The following is a 19,729-nucleotide window of genomic DNA, read 5'->3' as shown; positions in this document are numbered from 1 at the left end:
GGTCCTGATCGGCCTCGCGCTCGCCGTGCACCGCCGCCGGACCGTGCTCCGCGACGCTCCCGGCCGCCCGACCGTCGTCGCCGAGTACGACCCGCCCGAGCTGCCACCGCCGCCCGCGCCGCCGCTCGAGGAACTCGACGAGGATCCGACGTAGCTCGACGTCGACGACGAGAACGAGGACACGCTGCCGGCGAAGGCCGCCGCGTGGAAGCCGTTCGGTCCGGAGTACCAGACCGGCTCCTCGCCGGTGCGCTCGTAGGCCGACGCGAGCTCCGCCGACCACTCCTTCTCGAGACCGAAGAGCACGGCCCACGGCAGCAGGCGCTCCGTCACCTCGACCACCTCGACCGGTCCGACCGTGCGCCGATCCGCCCCGCGGGGCGACTGCAGCATCGCGATCCGGTCGGCCTCGGCCAGGCGGATGTACAGCTCGAGACCGCGCAGGTGGTCGCGCAACTCCGCGCCCGCGGCCGTCAGCGGCACCCTCGAGACCAGGATCGTCCCGACGACGGCCGCGACGATCGCGACGAGCATCAGCACGAGCGGGAGCGCTCCGCCGAAGGAGCCGGTCATCAGGAGGATCGCGCCCAGGAAGGCGGCCATGACACCCAGCAGCAGCGGGACGATCACGAGCACGCTGCCGCCGATCGTCCCGGCCTTCTTCAGTCCCGCCTCGGTCACCCTGTTGCCCAGCGCGGTCTGGAACTGTCCGACGGCCTTGCCGAACTCCTTGTCCTTGCCCGAGAGCTCACGCACCGTCCCCGGCGCCCGGCCGAGGGCGATGTCGAGGAACTCGCGGTCGTCGGAGGCGAGGGGCCGCGGGCGTCCCGCGCGTCGCGTCGGCGTCGTCGCAGGGTCGAGCACCCGCACGGCGTACTCCTGCTTCCGCCCCTCCCCCGTCTCCTCGATGCGCACGAGACCGCGGACGGCGGCGTCCAGGAGTCCGGCCGCGGGGGCCTTCGACGTCTTCCGCAGCAGCGCGGCGGAGAGGAACAGCCCCTCCGCGGGCGGGTCGTACTCGGCGACGACGGTCGGGCGGCCGGGAGCGTCGCGGAGCACGGTCCGGCGGCGGTGCACGGCGAGCGCGAGGCCGATCAGGACCGCGGCGAGGCCGCCCAGCTGCACCCAGGACCAGCCGGAGGCGAGGTAGCGGTCGTCGCGCGGCGTGAAGGTCCCGGGAGCGAAGCCGATCGCCACGGTCACGTTCTCCCCCGGAGCCAGCGACTCCCCCGATGCCGTGACGACCGCGCCGTCGCGGCCGATCGGACAGGGCGTCGTCGAGCCCTCCGGTCCCCGGTAGCAGCTGACGGTCCCCGTCGCGGCGGAGGCCAGCGACCCGGCGAGCTCGACGCGCACGTCGTAGCGGTCGAAGGACTGGCGCCAGCCCGTGCCGTTGACGTCCCAGTAGAACTCGTCCTCGCCGCTGCGCGTGCCGGATCCAGGCAGGGTCGTGTTGTGCTGCGTGTAGGTGAAGACGTAGGTCTGGCCGCCGCTGACGAACTCGTCCGCCGCGCTGGTGACCAGGAGGAAGCCGTCCTCGCGCTCGGTGTCGACCGGCCGCGCCTCCCCGTCGCCGTCGGTGACGGACACCAGGTCGACGTCGGTCGGGTGCCCCTCGTAGTCGAGCGGGATCGCGCGCTGCATGCCGCGGTTCTGCGACGGCGGGAACTCGGCGACGAAGGTCTCGACAGTGGTCAGCGTCGAGCGGCCCTCCTCGTCGCGGTCGAGACGGAAGTCGGCCGAGTACTCCGAGAACCGGAAGCCGTCCACGTCCGCGCGCACGACACCCGCGACGGGCTGCGGAGCCGCGACAGGGTGCGGAGCCGCCACGGCCTGCGCCGCCGCTCCGCCGACCAGCAGCGGGACCGCGAGGGCGACGGCCGCCGCGCGCCGCGCGACCACCCCCGCCCGGCCGGTCGAGGCGGACAGGATCGTGCCGAGCAGCCCCCACATGCCTGCGATGCTACGCGCCGACGCTCGCCCGGCACGTCCCCCGGGCGGACTACTGGAGCAGGAACTGCGTGGGCGAGCCCGAGGGGATGCCGGAGACCGATACCGACAGGTTGTAGGCGGCGCCGCCCGCCTCGACCGCCTCGCGTCCGCCGGAGCAGGTGTCGGCGGAGGAGCGGGTGCGGTCCCACGTCAGCGCGCTGCCCATCACCGAGCGGCCCGCCTGGAGGAGCACCGGCAGATCGGCCGCGCCGGTCTGGCAGTCGGTCGAGGTCCAGATCTGCTCGGAGCCGCTCGTGATCGTGAAGACCTGCTTGCTCGTGCCCGCGTCGATCACGCAGTCGGTGCTCGAGATGTTGGCCAGCGAGAGCGAGAGCTGCGGATCCTCGCCGGGCGCGTAGCTCGTGGCGTCCGTGACCGCGGTGACGGCGACGGAGTCGGCCGAGCAGGCGGGTGCGGCGCCGGGCGTCGCACCGGGCGAGGTGGTCGGGTAGAGCGTCGGCAGCACGACGGTCGGCGTGGGGCTCGACGCGGCGTCGGAGCCGGTCATCCGCGGGAGCAGCGACAGCACCACCGCCAGGCCCGCGACGATGACGACCAGCGCGAGCAGCACTCCGGCGCGGCGTCGCCGGTAGACCCGGGAGGGCAGGCGGCGGGGCGGCGGAGTCACCGGGACAGGCTACGACGTGGCGGCGGTCAGAGCGTCTTCAGCATGCGGGTGTTGCCGAGCGTGTTCGGCTTCACCCGGGCGAGGTCGAGGAACTCGGCGACTCCCTCGTCGGGAGAGCGGAGCAGCTCGGCGTAGACCTCGGGGTCGACGACCTTCTCGCCGATCGGCTCGAAGCCGTGGCGGGCGAAGAAGTCGACCTCGAAGGTGAGGCAGAACAGGCGCTTCAGGCCGAGCTCGCGCGCGTCGTTCTCGAGGCGCTCCAGGATGTGGTGGCCCACGCCCCTCCCGAGCCAGTCGTGCGCGACCGCGAGGGTGCGCACCTCCGCGATGTCGTCCCACATCACATGGAGCGCACCGCAGCCGATCGCCGTCCCGTGGCCGTCCTCGGCGATGCGGAACTCCTGCACGGCGCCGTAGAGCACCACGCGGTCCTTGCCCAGGAGGATGCGCTCGTTCACGAGCGGCTCGCTGAGCTCCTGGATGAAGGGGACATCGCTCGTGCGCGCGCGGCGCACCGGGTACTTCCAATCGGCCATTCGACAAGCCTAGGCCGCACCGGGCGCGGGATCCTGCGAGCAGGCGCCCACCCCCGGACGACGACGTGCCCGCCCCCTCGCGAGAGGGGACGGGCACGTCGTCGTTCGGCAGCCTGCTACGACATCAGGTCGGGCGTCGCCGGGCCGGCCGTGGCCGCTCCGGTGGACGCGCCGGCGCTGATCGAGATCAGACGCGGGGTCGTGGTGAAGACGAACCTGTTGTCGGCGAAGTCCACGTGGATGTGGTCTCCGGCGCCGAGCTCGCCGTGCAGGATCCGCTCGGACAGCTGGTCCTCGATCTCGCGCTGGATCGCCCGGCGCAGGGGGCGCGCACCGAGGGCCGGGTCGAACCCGACCTCGATCAGGCGCTCCTTGGCCGGCTGCGTCAGCTCCACCGTCATGTCGCGGTCGAGCAGACGGTCGCCCAGGCGCTTGATGAAAAGGTCGACGATCTGGAGCAGCTCGGGCTTCGACAGCTGCGGGAAGACGATGACGTCGTCCACGCGGTTGAGGAACTCGGGCTTGAAGTGCTTCTTGAGCTCCTCGTTGACCTTGCCGCGCATGCGGTCGTAGCCGGTGGCGTTGTCGCCCTCGATCTGGAACCCGACGGGACCACCGGCGATGTCACGAGCACCGAGGTTGGTGGTCATGATGATGACGGTGTTCTTGAAGTCGACGACACGGCCCTGGCCGTCGGTCAGTCGACCCTCCTCCAGGATCTGGAGGAGCGAGTTGAAGATGTCCGGGTGCGCCTTCTCGATCTCGTCGAAGAGGACCACGCTGAACGGCTTGCGGCGCACCTTCTCGGTGAGCTGGCCGCCCTCCTCGAAGCCGACGAACCCGGGAGGGGCGCCGAACAGCCGCGAGACGGTGTGCTTCTCGCCGTACTCCGACATGTCGAGCGAGATCATCGCGTTCTCGTCGTCGAAGAGGAACTCGGCGAGCGCCTTGGCCAGCTCGGTCTTCCCGACGCCCGTGGGGCCGGCGAAGATGAACGAGCCCGAGGGGCGCTTGGGGTCCTTGAGGCCCGCGCGGGTGCGGCGGATCGTCCGCGAGAGGGCCGCGATGGCCTCCTCCTGGCCGATGACGCGCTGGTGCAGGGCCTTCTCCATGAAGACGAGCCGCGAGGACTCCTCCTCGGTGAGCTTGAAGACCGGGATGCCCGTCGCCTGGGCGAGGACCTCGGCGATCAGGCCCTCGTCGACCACGCCGGTGGCCTTGACGTCGCCCGACTTCCACTGCTTCTCGAGGCGCAGGCGCTCACCGAGCAGCTGCTTCTCCTCGTCGCGCAGCGACGCGGCCTTCTCGAAGTCCTGGTCCTCGATCGCGGCCTCCTTGGCGGAGCGGACCACGGCGATGCGGTCGTCGAAGTCGCGCAGCTCCGGCGGCGCCGAGAGGATCGAGAGGCGCAGGCGTGCGCCGGCCTCGTCGATCAGGTCGATCGCCTTGTCGGGGAGGAAGCGGTCGCTGATGTAGCGGTCGGCCAGATTGGCCGCCGAGACGATCGCGCCGTCGGTGATGGACACCTTGTGGTGCGCCTCGTAGCGGTCGCGCAGCCCCTTGAGGATGTTGATCGTGTGGGGCAGCGACGGCTCCGCGACCTGGATCGGCTGGAAGCGGCGCTCGAGAGCGGCGTCCTTCTCGAAGTGCTTGCGGTACTCGTCGAGCGTGGTCGCGCCGATGGTCTGCAGCTCGCCGCGGGCGAGCAGCGGCTTGAGGATCGAGGCGGCGTCGATCGCGCCCTCAGCGGCCCCTGCGCCGACGAGGGTGTGGATCTCGTCGATGAAGGTGATGATGTCGCCGCGGGTGCGGATCTCCTTCGTGACCTTCTTCAGGCGCTCCTCGAAGTCACCGCGGTAGCGGGATCCGGCGATGAGCGAGCCGAGGTCGAGCGTGTAGAGCTGCTTGTCCTTTAGCGTCTCGGGCACGTCGCCGCGCACGATCGCCTGGGCGAGGCCCTCGACGACGGCGGTCTTGCCGACGCCGGGCTCGCCGATCAGGACGGGGTTGTTCTTGGAGCGGCGGGAGAGGATCTGCATGACCCGCTCGATCTCCTTCTCGCGCCCGATGACCGGGTCGAGCTTGTTGTCGCGCGCCGCCTGGGTGAGGTTGCGTCCGAACTGGTCGAGGATCTGCGATCCCCCCTGAGGCTGCTGCTGCTCACCGCCCACGGCGACCTGCTCCTTGCCCTGGTAGCCGGAGAGCAGCTGGATGACCTGCTGGCGCACGCGGTTCAGGTCGGCACCGAGCTTGACCAGCACCTGAGCGGCGACGCCCTCGCCCTCGCGGATGAGGCCGAGCAGGATGTGCTCGGTCCCGATGTAGTTGTGGCCGAGCTGCAGCGCTTCGCGCAGGGACAGCTCGAGGACCTTCTTCGCCCGAGGCGTGAAGGGGATGTGGCCGGTCGGCTGCTGCTGCCCCTGGCCGATGATGTCCTGCACCTGCTCGCGCACAGCGTCGAGCGAGATCCCGAGGGACTCGAGCGCCTTGGCGGCCACTCCCTCGCCCTCGTGGATCAGGCCGAGCAGGATGTGCTCCGTGCCGATGTAGTTGTGATTGAGCATCTTGGCCTCTTCCTGGGCCAGGACGACGACGCGCCGCGCGCGATCGGTGAATCTCTCGAACATGCTGTCACTCCCTACAGAACCCGCAGGGGTGGGCTCCGATACGTCGACTGTAACCAGCGCTCCCCCCGGTGAGCAGGCCTGTTCGCCCTGGGCGTGCACGCGATCCGGAGGGGTGCGGGCGGCGGTCCCGTCCACCGGTCCATGCGAAGGCATACACTTCCCGCATGAGCAACCTGGAGGAGCATCCCGACGAGCTCCCCGTCGCCGCGGAGCCGGTCCCTCGCGAGTCCGGCGCGGTCGAGATCCTGGCGGCGCGGCTCGTCCCGCTCGGCGGTCCGCGTGCGATCGAGGTGCGCCGCACCCTCCCGCAGCGATCGCGCTCGACGATCGGCGCGTGGTGCTTCGCCGACCACTACGGCCCGGTGCGGCTCGGCGAGGAGGCCGGGATGGACGTCCCGCCGCACCCGCACACGGGCCTGCAGACCGTGAGCTGGCTCTTCGAGGGCGAGATCGAGCACCGCGACAGCGTCGGCAGCCTCGCCGTGGTGCGCCCGGGCGAGCTCAACCTGATGACGGCCGGACGCGGCATCTCGCACTCGGAGGTCTCGACCGGGGGCGCGCCCGTCCTGCACGGGGTGCAGCTCTGGGTCGCGCTGCCCGAGGAGGCACGGCTCGTCGATCCGTTCTTCGAGCACCACCGCGGCGTTCCCGTGGAGCTGCCCGGCGCGCTGGTGCGCGTCTTCGTCGGCGGGATGCTGGGCGCGTCGGTGCCCGCGAGCACCTTCACTCCGCTGGTCGCCGCGCAGATCGACCTCGAACCGGGTGCCCGGGTCGAGCTGCCGGTCGAGGAGTCGTGGGAGTACGGCGTGCTCGTCGACGCCGGCCCGGTGGCGGTCGAGGGTGCGGACGTCCCGCGCTCGGACCTCGCCTACCTGACGCCCGGCCGCTCGCACCTGGTGCTGACCGCCGGGGACGCGGGAGCCCGCGTGGTGCTGCTCGGCGGCGAGCCGTTCGCCGAGGAGCTGGTGATGTGGTGGAACTTCGTCGGCCGCAGCCACGACGACGTGGCGGCCGCCCGCGAGCGCTGGCAGTCCGACGTGATCGCCGGGGCGGATCCCGCGGGACCGTTCGGCACCGTCGACGGGTACGGCGGACGCGCGCTCCCCGCGCCCGTGCTGCCGACCGTGCGCCTCAAGCCGCGCCGCCGGGCCTGAGCCGAGACCGTCAGGCCGAGGCGCTCCGAGGCGGGGCCGCCGACGCGGGAGCGCGGAAGTCGCGATGATCCCGCTCGACCACCGCGACTCCCGCGCTCTCACCGGCGCGTCAGGACGCGTCCGACTCCTTCTTCGCGGCGGCCTTCGCAGCGGCCTCGCGATCGGTGGCCTCGGCCGTCTCGCGGAAGGCGCGGCGCGGATCCTGCAGCGCGCTCATCGGCGAGAGGTCGCGCGGAGTGACGGCGTCGACGAGCCAGCCCGTGATGATCCGCCACTTGCGGTCCAGGGTCGGCATCGCCGCTCCGTGGTAGGCGCGGTGGGCGAGCCAGGCGGGGAGGCCGCGCAGCTTCACGCCCTTGATCAGGCCCGCGCCCTTGCCGATGCCGTACTCGGCGACGGTCCCGACGGAGGCGTGGCGGTACTCCTCCACGGTGCCTCCGGTGAGGTCGGCGATGATGTTGCGCGCCAGGAGCTTGGCCTGCCGAACGGCGTTCTGCGCGTTCGGCGGGTAGTACGCGGGCTGCTTCTCGCTGGTGAGGTCCGGCACCTGCGCGCCGTCGCCGGCCGCCCAGGCGCCGCCCACCGGCTCGCCGTCCTCGCGGATGACCCGCAGGCGCGCATCCGCCATGACGTGGCCCTTCGGCCCGCGGGGCGCGTCGGTCGCGTCGAGGATCGGGTTCGGCTTTACGCCGGCGGTCCACACGATCGTGGCCGTCGGGATGCGCTCGCCGGAGGAGAGCTCCACGACGCCGTCCTCGCAGGAGGGCATCGTCGTCTTCAGGTGCACGTGCACGCCGCGCGAGCGGAGGTGGTCGAGCGTCCACTTCGAGAGCTCGGGACCGACCTCGGGGGCGACCCGGTCCAGTGCCTCGACGAGGTGCCAGGTGACGTCGCCCATCGAGAGCGAGGGCTGCGCGGCGAGCGTCTTGCGGCTGAGGTCGAGCAGCTCGCTCAGCGCCTCGACGCCGGTGTAGCCGCCGCCGACGAAGACGAAGGTGAGCAGGCGCCGGCGCTCGGCGGGATCGGTGGTGAGCGCCGCCTTCGCGATGTTCTCGATGACGCGGTCGCGCAGGTGCGCCGCCTCCTCCACCGTCTTGAAGCCGATGCCGTGCTCGGCGAGACCCGGTGTGGGGAACGTGCGGGTGACGGCTCCGAGCGCGAAGACGACCTGGTCGAACTCGATCGTGCGGGTGGAGCCGTCCATCGCGGCGACGGTGGCGCTGCGCTCGGCGAGGCTCACGCCGGTGATCGCGCCGCGGATCACGCGGGTGCGCTTGAGCGCGGAGACCAGCGGCACCGTGACGTGGCGCGGCTGGACGTGCCCGCCGGCGACCTCGGGCAGCAGCGGCTGGTAGGTCATGTAGGGGTTCGGCTCGACGACGGTGACGTCGATCGGCGCCTCCCCCCGTCTCTTCTCGAGGCCCCAGGCCGTGTACAGGCCGACGTAGCCGCCGCCGAGGATGAGGATGCGCGTCGTACGGGATGCCGTCATGTCCGTTCCCTTCTCGAACCCGGCGCCGGGCAGGCGGAACCGGATGGTGCTGAGGACGCTCCGACGCTACGCGGGGCGCGGCGGCCCGCACAGGGACTTGCGCGACGAATCGGTCCCGCGCATCCTCCGCCTGCGGGCGGACGGGAGCCGCGCTACTGCAGCGCCGAGGTGAGCCGCGCCAGGTTGTCGAGCAGGGTCGAGCGGAGCGGCTGCTGCCGCCACTCGCGGAGGGTCAGCTCACGGGAGTGCTCGCGGTAGTCCTGCTGCACCTGGCGCAGGTCCTCGACGAACTCCGAGCCGCGCACCATCAGCGAGACCTCGAGGTTGAGCGTGAAGGAGCGCATGTCCATGTTGCTGGAGCCGATCACGGCGACGTCGTCGTCGATGGTGAAGTGCTTCGCGTGCAGGATGGTCGGCTTGCGGTACATCCAGATGCGCACGCCCGCGGTCAGCAGCGTCTCGTAGTACGAGCGCTGGGCGTGGTAGACCACGGCCTGGTCGCCGATCTCGGAGACGAAGAGCTCCACGTGCACGCCCCGCCGGGTCGCCGTGGTGATCGCGTAGAGCATCGCCTCGTCGGGCACGAAGTACGGGCTGGTGATGATGATCGACTTCTGCGCCGAGTAGAGCAGCGTCAGGAACAGCCGCAGGTTGTTCTCGCCCTCGAACCCCGGCCCGCTCGGCACCACCTGGCAGTCGATCGTGTCGCGCTGCTGCAGCGCCTCCATCGGCTCCGACTCCCGCAGGAGCAGCTCGTCGGTCTCGCTGTACCAGTCGGTGATGAAGATGGCGTTGATGCCCTGCACCACCGGCCCCTCGAGGCGCACCATCAGGTCGTGCCAGTGCAGGCCGCGACGGATGTTGCCGCGCTTGTTGTAGCTGGAGTCGACGACGTTCTGCGAGCCCATGAAGGCCGCGTTGCCGTCGACGATCAGCAGCTTGCGGTGGTTGCGCAGGTCCGGCCGCTGGTACTGCCCGCGCCACGGCCGCACGGGGAGCATGTACGACCACGAGGCGCCCGCCCGCTCGAGGGCGCGCAGCCGGCGGTGGGTGCCGCTGTAGTAGCCGGGCACGCGGATCGACGCGATGTGGTCGAGGAGGATCCGCACCCGCACCCCGCGGGCCACCGCGCGGTCGAGCGCGTCGAAGAAGGGCGCGGTGGTCGAGTCGGCGGCGAGGATGTAGAACTCGCAGTGCACGTACCGGCGGGCGCGGTCGATCTCGGCGGCCATCGCGCGGATGGTCTGCTCGTAGTCGCCCTGGAGGCGCGCGTCGTTCCCGCCGACCAGCGGCATCGCGCCGAGGTTGCGGTTGAGGGTGACCACCGACTCCAGCCACTGCGGCCACGGGTGCTCCCGGGCGACGCGGTCGATGCCGTCGGTCGACTCCAGGATGAACCGGTTGATCTCCTGCTGCTTCCGGCGGCGCTTGCGCGGCAGCCGGTAGCTCCCGATGAAGAGGAACAGCAGGATGCCGACGTACGGGATCAGGAAGATCGCCATCAGCCAGGCGAGGCCGGTGGTCGGACGGCGGTTCCGCGGCACGACGATCACGGCGATCACGCGGACCACGAGCTCGACGACGACGGCCGCGATCGGGAGGATCACGGCCCAGTCGGGTGCGGGCACCGCGCCTCCTCGTTCGTCGTGCGGAGCCGCTCAGCGGGCGCGGGAGGCACCCGCGCGGCGGCGGTGGTCAGGAGGCGTCGCGGGGAGGCAGGCCGCGGCGCTCGCGCTCGCGGGCCTCGATGCGGTCGTACGCGCGGCGCTCGTTGCGGTCCGAGCGGATGAGGGCGCGCATCACGAACCAGAAGATGGCTCCGACCGTGATCGTCGGCACGAGGGCCCACAGCCCCTGGTTCCACAGCTCCCAGTCCATGCGGCGATCCTACCCGCGGCACCGGCGCGGGAGCCGTGAGCCCGGAGGCCCGTGCGCCCAGCGGCCTTCGCGGGCGCTGGGCGCTACTGGCTCTCGACCGACTTGTTCAACGCCGCGGCGTCGGAGTTGAGGCCCTCCAGCTCCGAGCGCAGGCCGTCGTACACGGCGATGTCCGCGTCGATGGCGGCCCGGGTGGCGTCGACGGCCTGGCTGCGGGCGAGCAGATCGGCGCGCTCCGTCTCGAACTCGGCCGTCGATCCGAAGTCGCCGCTGTCGGCGCGCGAGTTGAAGTCGTCGATCTCGACGTTGAGCGCGTCGTACTCGGCGTTGTTCGCGTCGACCCGCGCCGTGAGGTCGGCGTACATCGTCTCGATCCGGGAGACCAGGTCCTCGATGCGGTTCTCGAGATCGGTGAAGACCGCCTCGTAGCGGGCGTTCAGGCCCACGACGACGGAGCGGTCGTCGAAGAACTCGGCGTAGTGCGCCTCGAGCGCCGGCGGCAGGTCGGCCACCTCGGTCCCCAGGATCGAGTGCAGCTCGTTGACGCGCTCGCCGAGGCCGCCGGTGCGGTACAGCTCGAGGCGCTCGGCGATCGTGCCGTCCTGCGGGAGGGTCTCGTACGCGGCCTCGAGCTCGTCGCCCAGCTCGGCCTGCTCCTCCGCGTCGAGCCGCACCCACGCGGCGTGCAGCATCTCGTGCGCCGCCGTCACGTCGCGGATCCCGTCGAGGTCGGGGTTGGCGACGTCCGAGATGTAGATGCTGGTGCCGGTGTAGCAGCCGAGGACGATGTCGTCGGAGGCACCGTAGCCGCAGAGGTCGTTGAAGCCGGCGGTCGGCTCGACCGACGGGCTCGACGCGTAGTAGAGGGCGCGGCCGCGGTCGGACATGGCGGTCCGCTCCGCGAAGCCGGCGATCGTGGGGTCGGGCGTGAACGCCTCGGCCGCTCGCCGGTCGGCCAGCGCGGTGCCGACGTCGCCGGAGGAGGTGAGGACGCTCGCGGCGACCGCGGTCCCCACACCGAACTGCGCGATCGTGAGGACGCCCGCCGCGACGGCCGCGACGATGCTCGATGCCCTGACCATGTCTCCCCCTCGGCTCCTGCGACCCTACTTGACGAGCGGGAACAGGATCGTCTCGCGGATCCCGAGCCCGGTGATCGCCATCAGGAGGCGGTCGATGCCCATGCCCATGCCGCCGGTGGGGGGCATGCCGTGCTCGAGGGCGCGGAGGAAGTCCTCGTCCAGGCGCATCGCCTCGTCGTCGCCCGCGGCGGCCTGGCGGGCCTGCTCGACGAAGCGCTCGCGCTGCACGACCGGGTCGATCAGCTCGGAGTAGCCGGTGGCCAGCTCGAAGCCGCGGACGTAGAGGTCCCACTTCTCGACGACGCCCGGGATGCTGCGGTGCGCGCGCACGAGCGGCGAGGTGTCGACGGGGAAGTCCATCACGAAGGTCGGGCGCGTCAGGCCGCCCTTCACGAAGTGCTCCCACAGCTCCTCGACGTACTTGCCGTGCGTGGGGACGTGCACCTCGACGCCCTCGCGCGCGGCGAGGGTCTCGAGCTCGGCGAGCTCCGTCTCCGGCGTGATCGCGATGCCGGCCGCGAGCGACAGGCTCTCGTACATCGAGACGCGGTCCCACCGGCCGCCGAGGTCGAACTCGGTGCCGTCGGCCCAGGTGACCACGTGCGAGCCCGCGACGGCCTGCGCCGCGTTCTGGATCAGCTCCTGGGTGAGGTCGGCGATCGAGTTGTAGTCGCCGTACGCCTGGTAGGCCTCGAGCATCGCGAACTCGGGCGAGTGGGTGGAGTCGGCGCCCTCGTTGCGGAAGTTGCGGTTGATCTCGAAGACCCGGTCGATGCCGCCGACGACCGCCCGCTTGAGGTAGAGCTCGGGCGCGATGCGCAGGTACAGCTCGGTGTCGAAGGCGTTCGAGTGCGTGGCGAAGGGGCGGGCGGAGGCGCCGCCGTGCATCACCTGCAGCATCGGGGTCTCGACCTCGAGGAACTCGTGCGAGGCGAAGGTGTCGCGGAGGGAGGCGTTCACGCGGGCGCGGGTGACGACCGTCTCGCGGGCCTGGGGGCGCACGATCAGGTCGAGGTAGCGCTGGCGCATCCGGGTCTCGTCGCCGAGCTCATTGTGCAGGTTCGGCAGCGGCAGGATCGCCTTCGCGGCGATCGTCCACTGCGACACCCACACGCTCAGCTCGCCGCGCTTGCTCGAGACGACCTCGCCCTCGACGAAGAGGTGGTCGCCCAGGTCGACGAGCTCCTTCCACGCCGCCAGCGACTCCTCGCCCACGTCGCCGAGCGAGACCATGGCCTGGATCCGCTCGCCGTCGCCGGCCTGCAGCGTCGCGAAGCAGAGCTTGCCCGTGTTGCGCTGGAACACCACGCGGCCCGCGAGGCCGACGCGCTCGCCGGTCTTCACGTCCGGCTCGATGCCCTCGTGGCGCGCCCGGACGGCCGCGATGGTGTCGGTGACTCCGACCGCGACGGGGTAGGCGCCGGCGCCGAGGTCGTCGCCCGCGAGCTCGAGCAGGCGCTCGCGCTTGGCGAGGCGGACGGCCTTCTGCTCGGAGGCCTCCTGCTGCGCGGCCCGCTCGGCGGCGGCCTGCTCGGCGGCGGACTGCTCGGCGGCGGGGGTCGTGGACTCGGGGACGTCAGGGGTGTCGGCCATGAGGGGTCGCGGTGCTTTCGGTTCGGGGCGGACGGCCGCGATCAGGCGAGCAGGATCGGGGCGTTGTCGAGGAGGCGGGTGGTGCCGACGATCGCGGCGACGAGCACGAGTGCCGGGCCGCGGTGGTCGGCGTCGACCGGGAGGAGCGTCGCGGGATCCACGACGACGAGGTAGTCCAGCTTAACGAGCGGCTCGGCGTGCGCGACGGCCTCGGCGGCCTCGATCGCCGCGGCGGCACCGCGGTCCGCGGCTTCCGCGGCGGCCGCGAGGAGGCGCGGCAGCACGAGGCCCGCGCGGCGCTGCTCCTCGTCGAGGTAGCGGTTGCGGCTGGAGCGGGCGAGCCCGTCCTCCTCCCGCACGATGCCGACGCCCTCGATCTCCACGGGCAGGTCGAGGTCGCGGACCATGCGGCGCACGAGGAACAGCTGCTGCGCGTCCTTCTGCCCGAAGACCGCGACGTGCGGCTGGGCGATGCTCAGGAGCTTGGCGACGACGGTGAGCATCCCGTCGAAGTGGCCCGGCCGCGCACGCCCCTCATAAAGACCGCCGACCTCGCCCGCGACGACCCGCGTCGAGGACGGCCCGTCGGGGTACATCTCGGCGACTCCCGGGGCGAAGAGGAGGTCGGCCCCGGCCGCGTCGAGCAGGGCGGTGTCGCCCTCGAGGTCGCGCGGGTAGCGGTCCAGATCCTCGGTCGGGCCGAACTGCAGCGGATTCACGAACACCGACACGACGACGACGTCGGCCAGCTCGCGCGCCCGCTCGACGAGGGCGAGGTGCCCGGCGTGCAGGGCGCCCATCGTCGGCACGAGCGCGATGCCCCGACCGGCCCGCCGCGCCTCCTGCAGCCGCTCGCGGAGGTCGCCGATGCGGTGGACGGTGCTGATCACCCGACGATGCTACCGGCGGTCCCGCGTCCACCGGGGCCCTCGACACCGGGACGCCGCGCTCCTCCGCGAGGCGCCGCCTCCCGAGCGGCGTCCCACCCGGGGAGCGGCGTCACGAGCGGCGCCGCGCGTCAGCCCGCCGCCCGGCGCAGGGCGTCATCGACGGAGGAGCGGACGAGGCTGGAGAGGAAGAAGCCCGGCTTCTCGACGCCGATGCCCGCCAGCAGGCCCGCCGCCTGGTCGACGATCGCGGTCGAGAAGGTCGTGGCGGTCGAGACGGCCTCCGCGTAGGCGGCGCGGTCCGACTCCGCCACGGTCACCGGCTCCCCGCCCATCTCGACCACCAGCGCCTGCGCGATCGGCAGCACCGGGCCCGGCGCCGACACGGCGAAGTAGGTCTCGGCGAGGCGCGCCAGGTCGAGGCTGGTGCCGCTGAAGGCCATCGCCGGGTGGACTGCCAGGGGGATGACCCCGGAGGCGAGCGCCGGAGCGAGCACCCCGTAGCCGTGCTCAGGCGCCGTGTGCAGCACCAGCTGACCGGGCTGCCACGCTCCGGTCGCGGCGAGCCCCGCGACGAGGGCGGCGATCTCGCTCCCGGGGACGGCGACGATCACCAGCTCGCTGCGCTCGACGAGCTCGGGGATCGCGAGCACCGGAATGCCTGGGAGCAGCGCATCGGCGCGCTCGCGGCCGCTCTCGCTGGTGGTGGCGATCCCGATCACGGCGTGGCCGGCCCCGGCGAGCGCGGCACCGAGCACCGGGCCCACGCGTCCGGCACCGATCACGCCGACGCCCAGGCGTCCGTCGCGGCGGTTCTCAGGCATGCGGTTCCCCCTCCGGAGCGGGCCAGACGGGCAGGGCGGGTGCGGCCGCGCGCCGCCCCCACTGGTGGCTCGCGTCGCGGTCGGCGGCCCGCACTCCGGCCGTCGCGAGGCTCTCGAAGAAGGCGAGCCCGTCGGCCGCGCTCATCACCGGCACGAGCGGAGTGACGGGGCCGGCCACCGTGTGCACGCGCGCCGAGGCCAGCCCGAGCAGGCGCTGGAGCGGTCCCTGCTGGACCCCGACGCTCTGCATCCGCGCCAGGGGCACCACGGCGACCCGCCGCCAGACCGCTCCGCTGCGCAGGATCGCGACCTCGTCCGTCAGCCGGTACCCGGTCCTCCGGAACGAGAAGGGGCGGAGCCACACCGCCGAGCGCGGCGCCCGGGTGAAGCCGGCCGCGTCGCGGTGCCGGAGCGCGTCTCCGACGGGCGTCGACTCCGCTCCCTCGGCAGGTCCGGGCAGCAGGAGGGCGAGGACGCGCTCGACCGCGGCGAGGTCGCCGACCGGCAGGATCGTGGTGTTCGGCTCGCCGTTCGCCCCGCGGGAGGCCGCGTGGCCGGCGCGGTCGATCCGCACCTGCCACCAGCCGAAGGGGCGCCAGAGCAGCGGCTGCGTGATCTCGACGGCGTGGATCCGGCCGGGCGGGATCGTGTCGCTGCTGGTCGAGAGCACGCCGTAGCCGACCCGCACGCCGTCGGGCGTCGCGGCGATCGAGTACCGGAGCGAGCGCACGAACTGGCGGACGTAGTAGCTGCCCGAGCCGATCAGGCCCGGCAGGATCGCGAAGAGCACGTAGGGCGAGCCGTAGACGGCGACGAACACCACGGCGACGACCGAGGCGGCCAGGAACAGCGTGAAGCCGCTGAAGACGAGCGAGCCGAGGAGTCGGCCCGGCGGGATCGAGACGACCGACTCGGGCGGCGTCTCGTCCTGAGGCTCGCCGAACTCCTCCAGCCGGCGCGCCAGGAACCCGCCCGCCGGAGCCGCACCGTCGACCGTCGCCTCCCGCTCGCGCACCCCGGAGGCGAGCCGCAGGATGTCGCGGCGCAGGGCGTCCACCAGCCGCGAGCCGAGGTACGACAGCTGGACGTTCGCGTCCTGCCCGGCCACGCTCACCTCGAGCTTCGCGGCCCCGAACAGCCGCGCGAACAGCGGACGCTGCACCGCGATGCCCTGGATGCGGTCCAGCCGCGCCCGCCGGTTGGTCCGGAAGAGCACGCCGGAGCGCACCTCGACGAGCTCGTCCGTGATGCGGAAGGTGTGCATCCGCCAGGACAGCCAGAACGCGAAGACGGCGACCGCCAGGCCCACCGCGACCGCCAGCAGCGCCCAGCCGACGAGACCGCGGCGCAGCAGCTCGTCGACCGGATCGCCGCTCTCGTACCCCTCAGGCCCGGGCAGGAACAGCTCGACCAGGCGCTCGCGGAGGTTCGTGATCACGATGCCGAGGACGACCAGCAGGCCGATCCCGCCCTTGAGGACCGGGGTCGCGGGATGGAGGCGGTGCCACTCCCCGTCGGCGAGGTCCGTCTCGACGGCGCGGAGCTCGGTCACAGGCCGGCCCGGCGCGACTCGGCGAGCTCGACCAGGCGGTCGCGGAGCTCCTCCGCATCCTGCTCGGCCAGGCCCGGGATGCTGACGCCGGTCGCCGCGGCGGCGGTGACGAAGCGGAGGTCGGCGAGGCCGAGCGCCCGGGCGAGCGGCCCGCGGTTGACGTCGATGAGCTGCATCCGCCCGTACGGCACCGACACGAAGCGCTGGAACATGATGCCGCGGCGGAAGAGCAGGTCGTCCTGGCGCAGGAGGTAGCCGTAGGCGCGCGCACGGCGCGGGGCCACGATCAGGAGGGTCACCGCGAGGGCGGCCGCGGCGGCCAGCGGGATCCAGCCCCACGGCAGGCCGATCAGCATCAGCACCACGGGCACGGCGAGCAGCAGCACGCTCGACACGACGGCCGACACGACCTCGACCGCGACGTACCGGGGCGAGACGCGGCGCCACTCCCCCGTGATGTCGAGGCGGTCCCGCCGGCGTCCCCTCGCGTCGCGGCGGGTCGTCGGCGACGCGTCCTCGGGCTCGGCGGGCATGGCGTCGTCCTCACTGCCCGCGGCGGTCCGGGCGTCGGCGTCAGGCGTGGTTCACCTCGCCGACGGCGCTGTCGTCGTCGTCGCTCGGCGGGATGGTGCACAGGTGCTCGGCGACCAGGCCGGCCACCAGCAGGACGAGCGCACCCACGATGGTCGCGACGTCCTGCCACACGGAGCCTAGCGAAGGGATCGCACGGCTCAGCAGGTACACCAGGATGCCGCCGGAGGCTCCGAGCAGCAGAGCACCGACGTGGCTGGACGCCTTCGCCAGCACCACGACGCGCATCGCCCGGAACGGATCGATGGGCCGGCGCAGCGTGCCCTTCGTGGCGCGGTGGATCGGGACGGCGAAGCCGAGCACGAGGGCCGCGACCACGATCAGGGTCAGCGGAACCGTCAGCGGCGGGATGAGCACGGGGCGGCCGGCGGCGGCGATCGCGAGGTCGAGGAGGAACCCCGCGACGGCCCCGGCGAGGCCGAGTCCGAGCAGGGTGCTGATGCGGGTGCGCCTCACGGGGTCCTGCTCTCGGGGTCGGCGGTGGTGCCGCGGGCGGAGTCGCGCCCCGGCCAGGTCAACCCGGCCGGGTGGTCGGTCACGCGGTCGGTCGCCCGTGCGCGCAGCTCGGCCACGGGTCCGGCTCCGGGAAGGACCGCCGCCGGCTCGGCGTCGAGCCACGGCTCGAGCACGAACGCCCGCTCGGCGGCCCGCGGGTGCGGGAGGGTCAGGTGCGGGTCGTCGCGGAGCACGCCGCCGACCGCGATCACGTCGATGTCGAGGGTCCGGTCGCCCCAGCGCTCCTCGCCCTCGCCGCGGATCCGGCCGCCGGCCGATTCGATCGCCGCCGTCGCCGCGAGCAGGTCGTCGGGCTCGAGGACGGTCGAGCCGGTCACGACCGCGTTGAGGTACCCGGGCGCGTCCTCGTCGACGCCCTCGGGCTTCCACGCGGGCGACTCCACGACCTTGGACACCGCCTCGATGCGCAGGCCCGGCGTCGTGGCGAGGGCCCGCAGCGCCTCCTCGAGGTGCGCCAGGCGGTCGCCGAGGTTGCTGCCGAGCGCGAGCACGACGTGGCGCACCGGGCGGACGCGCTCCTGCCGCGGCCTCACGAGCGGGTCCTCGTGATCTGCACGGCGACGTCCTCGAACGGCAGCGGGATCGGCGCGTCCGGCTTGTGGACGGTGATGCGGACGACGTCGGCGGCGGCGAAGCCCAGGGCCACCCGGGCGAGGCGCTCGGCCAGGGTCTCGATGAGGTCGACCGGGTCGCGGGTCACCGCGTCGGCCAGGGCGATCGCGAGCTCGCCGTAGTGCACCGTCTCGGCCAGCGCGTCGCCCTCGGCCGCCGGCGCGGTGTCGAGCCAGACCGTCGCGTCGATCACGAAGTCCTGGCCGTTCTCGCGCTCGAAGTCGAAGACGCCGTGGTGCGCGCGCACGCGCAGCCCGGTGAGGGTGATGGAGTCGCGCACGGCCAGGGCGGCGGGGTCGATCGCGGTCACGGGGTCTCCTCCTGGAGTCGGGCGGCGAGGGCCAGGGCGCGGGCGGACGAGCGGACGTCGTGGACCCGGACGCCCCAGGCGCCGTGCTCGGCGGCGACGAGGCTCAGCATGGCGGAGACCTCGTCGCGCTCGGCGGCCGGGGCGCCGGCGGGGGCGAACGGAGCGAGGAACCGCTTGCGCGAGTGGCCGACCAGGACCGGGAAGCCCAGCGAGACGATCGCGTCGAGCCCGGCCAGCAGAGCCCAGTCGTGCGCGCCGACCTTCGCGAAGCCGAGGCCGGGGTCGAGCAGGAGGCGGTCGTCCCGGATCCCGGCCTCACGGGCGGCGTCGACGCGGCGCGCGAGCTCGCCGCGGACGTCCGCCACCACGTCGCCGTAGGAGGCGAGAGCGGTCATGCCCGCGCTGTGCCCGCGCCAGTGCATCGCGATGTAGACGGCGCCGCGCTCGGCGACGAGCGGGAGCATCCGCGGATCGGCGAGGCCGCCGGAGACGTCGTTGACGACGACGGCGCCGGCATCCAGGGCGGCCTCGGCCGTGGCGGCGCTCATCGTGTCGATGCTGACGCGGACCCCCTCCGCGGCGAGGGCGCGGACGACGGGCAGCACGCGGCCCTGCTCGGCGGCGGAGTCGACGCGCGCCGCACCGGGGCGGGTGCTCTCTCCGCCGACGTCGACCAGGTCCGCGCCGAACGCGGCGGGTCCGTCCCCGGCGGGCCGGGTCAGGTCGAGGCCGTGGCGGACGGCGTCGTCGACGGACAGCCAGCGTCCGCCGTCGCTGAACGAGTCCGGAGTGACGTTGAGGATCCCGAGGAGCGCGGCGCGGCCGGTCGGCGTGAGGTCGGCGACGGTGGTGGCCACGTCACTCCCCCCGCGCGGCGCCGATCAGCGCGATGATCTCGGCGCGGGCGGCCGGGTCGGCGAGGGAGCCGCGGGCGGCGACCGTCACGGTCGAGCTCGCGGTCTGGCGCGGCCCGCGCATCCGCACGCAGCCGTGCTCGGCGTCGACCACGACGAGCACTCCCTCGGGAGCGAGGCCCTGCTCGAGCGCGTCGGCGATCTGCTCGGTCATCCGCTCCTGGATCTGCGGTCGCGACGCGACCGTCTCGACCACGCGCGGCAGCCGGCCGAGGCCGACGACCCGCTCGCGCGGCCGGTAGGCGATGTGCGCGACGCCGAGGAACGGCAGGAGGTGGTGCTCGCAGACGGAGCGGAAGGCGAGGTCGCGCACGATCACCGTCTGGTCGAGCGGCGACTCCTGGCCGCCCTCCACCACCGCGAACGTCTCGGTCAGCTGGGCCGCGGCGTCGTCGTCGAACCCGCCGAAGAACTCCTCGTACGCCTCGGCGAACCGCCGCGGCGTGTCGAGGAGTCCCTCGCGGCCCGGGTCGTCCCCGATGGCCGCGAGGATCTCGGCGACGGCCGCCTCGATGCGCGCCTTGTCGACGGGCACGCGCGC

At 73.0% G+C, this 19,729-nt stretch carries 19 protein-coding genes; 1 reads left to right on the top strand and 18 read right to left on the bottom strand.

Annotated features, from left to right (window positions below):
* The 4 genes from C5C36_RS07600 to C5C36_RS07585 form a co-directional block, all read right to left on the bottom strand.
* Positions 1 to 1,953: DUF2207 domain-containing protein (locus C5C36_RS07600; protein ID WP_104309506.1), on the bottom strand; the 1,953-nt coding region annotated here is incomplete at its 3' end.
* 49 nt (positions 1,954 to 2,002) lie between these two features.
* The gene (locus C5C36_RS07595; RefSeq protein WP_104269139.1) at positions 2,003 to 2,620 is read right to left on the bottom strand and encodes a hypothetical protein; all 618 of its coding nucleotides are present in this window, start codon (positions 2,618 to 2,620) and stop codon (positions 2,003 to 2,005) included.
* Positions 2,621 to 2,646: 26 nt separating this feature from the next.
* Positions 2,647 to 3,156: an amino-acid N-acetyltransferase gene (locus C5C36_RS07590; protein WP_104269138.1), complete on the bottom strand. Its 510-nt coding sequence runs from the start codon at positions 3,154 to 3,156 to the stop codon at positions 2,647 to 2,649.
* 116 nt (positions 3,157 to 3,272) lie between these two features.
* Positions 3,273 to 5,783, bottom strand: a complete 2,511-nt coding sequence (locus C5C36_RS07585; RefSeq protein WP_104234294.1) for an ATP-dependent Clp protease ATP-binding subunit — start codon at positions 5,781 to 5,783, stop codon at positions 3,273 to 3,275.
* Between the two features lie 164 nt (positions 5,784 to 5,947).
* On the opposite strand from C5C36_RS07585, the gene C5C36_RS07580 reads away from it, so the two are divergent.
* On the top strand, positions 5,948 to 6,937 hold the full coding sequence (locus tag C5C36_RS07580) for a pirin family protein (RefSeq protein ID WP_104309505.1): 990 nt from the start codon (positions 5,948 to 5,950) through the stop codon (positions 6,935 to 6,937).
* Positions 6,938 to 7,046: 109 nt separating this feature from the next.
* Here the strand turns inward: C5C36_RS07580 and C5C36_RS07575 are convergent, their stop codons facing one another.
* The 14 genes from C5C36_RS07575 to folE all read right to left on the bottom strand — a co-directional run bounded on the left by C5C36_RS07575 (position 7,047) and on the right by folE (position 19,723).
* Positions 7,047 to 8,429 carry an NAD(P)/FAD-dependent oxidoreductase gene (locus tag C5C36_RS07575; protein ID WP_104272976.1) on the bottom strand — a complete coding sequence of 461 codons (1,383 nt, stop codon included), beginning with the start codon at positions 8,427 to 8,429 and terminating at the stop codon, positions 7,047 to 7,049.
* A 152-nt stretch (positions 8,430 to 8,581) separates the two neighbouring features.
* On the bottom strand, positions 8,582 to 10,057 hold the full coding sequence (cls, locus tag C5C36_RS07570) for a cardiolipin synthase (protein ID WP_104224093.1): 1,476 nt from the start codon (positions 10,055 to 10,057) through the stop codon (positions 8,582 to 8,584).
* A 67-nt stretch (positions 10,058 to 10,124) separates the two neighbouring features.
* The gene (locus tag C5C36_RS07565) at positions 10,125 to 10,307 is read right to left on the bottom strand and encodes a hypothetical protein (protein WP_104224094.1); all 183 of its coding nucleotides are present in this window, start codon (positions 10,305 to 10,307) and stop codon (positions 10,125 to 10,127) included.
* A gap of 83 nt (positions 10,308 to 10,390) precedes the next feature.
* On the bottom strand, positions 10,391 to 11,389 hold the full coding sequence (locus C5C36_RS17570; RefSeq protein WP_104255539.1) for a hypothetical protein: 999 nt from the start codon (positions 11,387 to 11,389) through the stop codon (positions 10,391 to 10,393).
* 24 nt (positions 11,390 to 11,413) lie between these two features.
* The gene (lysS, locus tag C5C36_RS07555) at positions 11,414 to 12,982 is read right to left on the bottom strand and encodes a lysine--tRNA ligase (RefSeq protein WP_104309504.1); all 1,569 of its coding nucleotides are present in this window, start codon (positions 12,980 to 12,982) and stop codon (positions 11,414 to 11,416) included.
* Positions 12,983 to 13,023: 41 nt separating this feature from the next.
* The gene (gene panC / locus C5C36_RS07550) at positions 13,024 to 13,872 is read right to left on the bottom strand and encodes a pantoate--beta-alanine ligase (protein ID WP_104248063.1); all 849 of its coding nucleotides are present in this window, start codon (positions 13,870 to 13,872) and stop codon (positions 13,024 to 13,026) included.
* Between the two features lie 128 nt (positions 13,873 to 14,000).
* Positions 14,001 to 14,693, bottom strand: coding sequence for a Rossmann-like and DUF2520 domain-containing protein (locus C5C36_RS07545; RefSeq protein ID WP_104309503.1), 693 nt, complete (start codon positions 14,691 to 14,693; stop codon positions 14,001 to 14,003).
* A complete protein-coding gene (locus C5C36_RS07540) occupies positions 14,686 to 16,245 on the bottom strand; it encodes a PH domain-containing protein (protein ID WP_104309502.1) in 1,560 nt (519 codons plus the stop codon). The genes C5C36_RS07545 and C5C36_RS07540 overlap by 8 nt, the downstream gene beginning before the upstream one ends.
* Complete coding sequence (locus C5C36_RS07535) at positions 16,242 to 16,778, bottom strand: PH domain-containing protein (protein WP_104309501.1); 537 nt, start codon at positions 16,776 to 16,778, stop codon at positions 16,242 to 16,244. The genes C5C36_RS07540 and C5C36_RS07535 overlap by 4 nt, the downstream gene beginning before the upstream one ends.
* Positions 16,779 to 16,818: 40 nt before the next feature.
* The gene (locus C5C36_RS07530) at positions 16,819 to 17,292 is read right to left on the bottom strand and encodes a DUF3180 domain-containing protein (protein WP_104238407.1); all 474 of its coding nucleotides are present in this window, start codon (positions 17,290 to 17,292) and stop codon (positions 16,819 to 16,821) included.
* Positions 17,289 to 17,885, bottom strand: coding sequence for a 2-amino-4-hydroxy-6-hydroxymethyldihydropteridine diphosphokinase (gene folK, locus C5C36_RS07525; protein ID WP_104309500.1), 597 nt, complete (start codon positions 17,883 to 17,885; stop codon positions 17,289 to 17,291). The genes C5C36_RS07530 and folK overlap by 4 nt, the downstream gene beginning before the upstream one ends.
* Positions 17,882 to 18,274 (bottom strand): dihydroneopterin aldolase, encoded by a 393-nt coding sequence (gene folB, locus C5C36_RS07520; protein ID WP_104347803.1) that lies wholly within the window; start codon positions 18,272 to 18,274, stop codon positions 17,882 to 17,884. The genes folK and folB overlap by 4 nt, the downstream gene beginning before the upstream one ends.
* Positions 18,271 to 19,131, bottom strand: a complete 861-nt coding sequence (gene folP, locus C5C36_RS07515; RefSeq protein ID WP_104309499.1) for a dihydropteroate synthase — start codon at positions 19,129 to 19,131, stop codon at positions 18,271 to 18,273. The genes folB and folP overlap by 4 nt, the downstream gene beginning before the upstream one ends.
* A 1-nt stretch (position 19,132) precedes the next feature.
* Complete coding sequence (folE, locus tag C5C36_RS07510) at positions 19,133 to 19,723, bottom strand: GTP cyclohydrolase I FolE (RefSeq protein WP_104224103.1); 591 nt, start codon at positions 19,721 to 19,723, stop codon at positions 19,133 to 19,135.
* Positions 19,724 to 19,729: the final 6 nt, after the last annotated feature.

This window comes from Rathayibacter sp. AY1G1 (genome assembly GCF_002932095.1).
Taxonomy (GTDB): domain Bacteria; phylum Actinomycetota; class Actinomycetes; order Actinomycetales; family Microbacteriaceae; genus Rathayibacter.
Note: the sequence above shows the minus strand (reverse complement) of the source record. Positions and strands in the feature narration are given on the sequence as shown.

Excerpts from the sequence above, each read along its gene's own strand:
- C5C36_RS07590 (WP_104269138.1), bottom strand. The coding sequence starts at position 3,156 with ATGGCCGATTGGAAGTACCCGGTGCGCCGCGCGCGCACGAGCGATGTC.
- C5C36_RS07585 (WP_104234294.1), bottom strand. The coding sequence starts at position 5,783 with ATGTTCGAGAGATTCACCGATCGCGCGCGGCGCGTCGTCGTCCTGGCC.
- C5C36_RS07580 (WP_104309505.1), top strand. The coding sequence starts at position 5,948 with ATGAGCAACCTGGAGGAGCATCCCGACGAGCTCCCCGTCGCCGCGGAG.
- C5C36_RS07575 (WP_104272976.1), bottom strand. The coding sequence starts at position 8,429 with ATGACGGCATCCCGTACGACGCGCATCCTCATCCTCGGCGGCGGCTAC.
- C5C36_RS07565 (WP_104224094.1), bottom strand. The coding sequence starts at position 10,307 with ATGGACTGGGAGCTGTGGAACCAGGGGCTGTGGGCCCTCGTGCCGACG.
- C5C36_RS17570 (WP_104255539.1), bottom strand. The coding sequence starts at position 11,389 with ATGGTCAGGGCATCGAGCATCGTCGCGGCCGTCGCGGCGGGCGTCCTC.
- lysS (WP_104309504.1), bottom strand. The coding sequence starts at position 12,982 with ATGGCCGACACCCCTGACGTCCCCGAGTCCACGACCCCCGCCGCCGAG.
- C5C36_RS07545 (WP_104309503.1), bottom strand. The coding sequence starts at position 14,693 with ATGCCTGAGAACCGCCGCGACGGACGCCTGGGCGTCGGCGTGATCGGT.
- C5C36_RS07535 (WP_104309501.1), bottom strand. The coding sequence starts at position 16,778 with ATGCCCGCCGAGCCCGAGGACGCGTCGCCGACGACCCGCCGCGACGCG.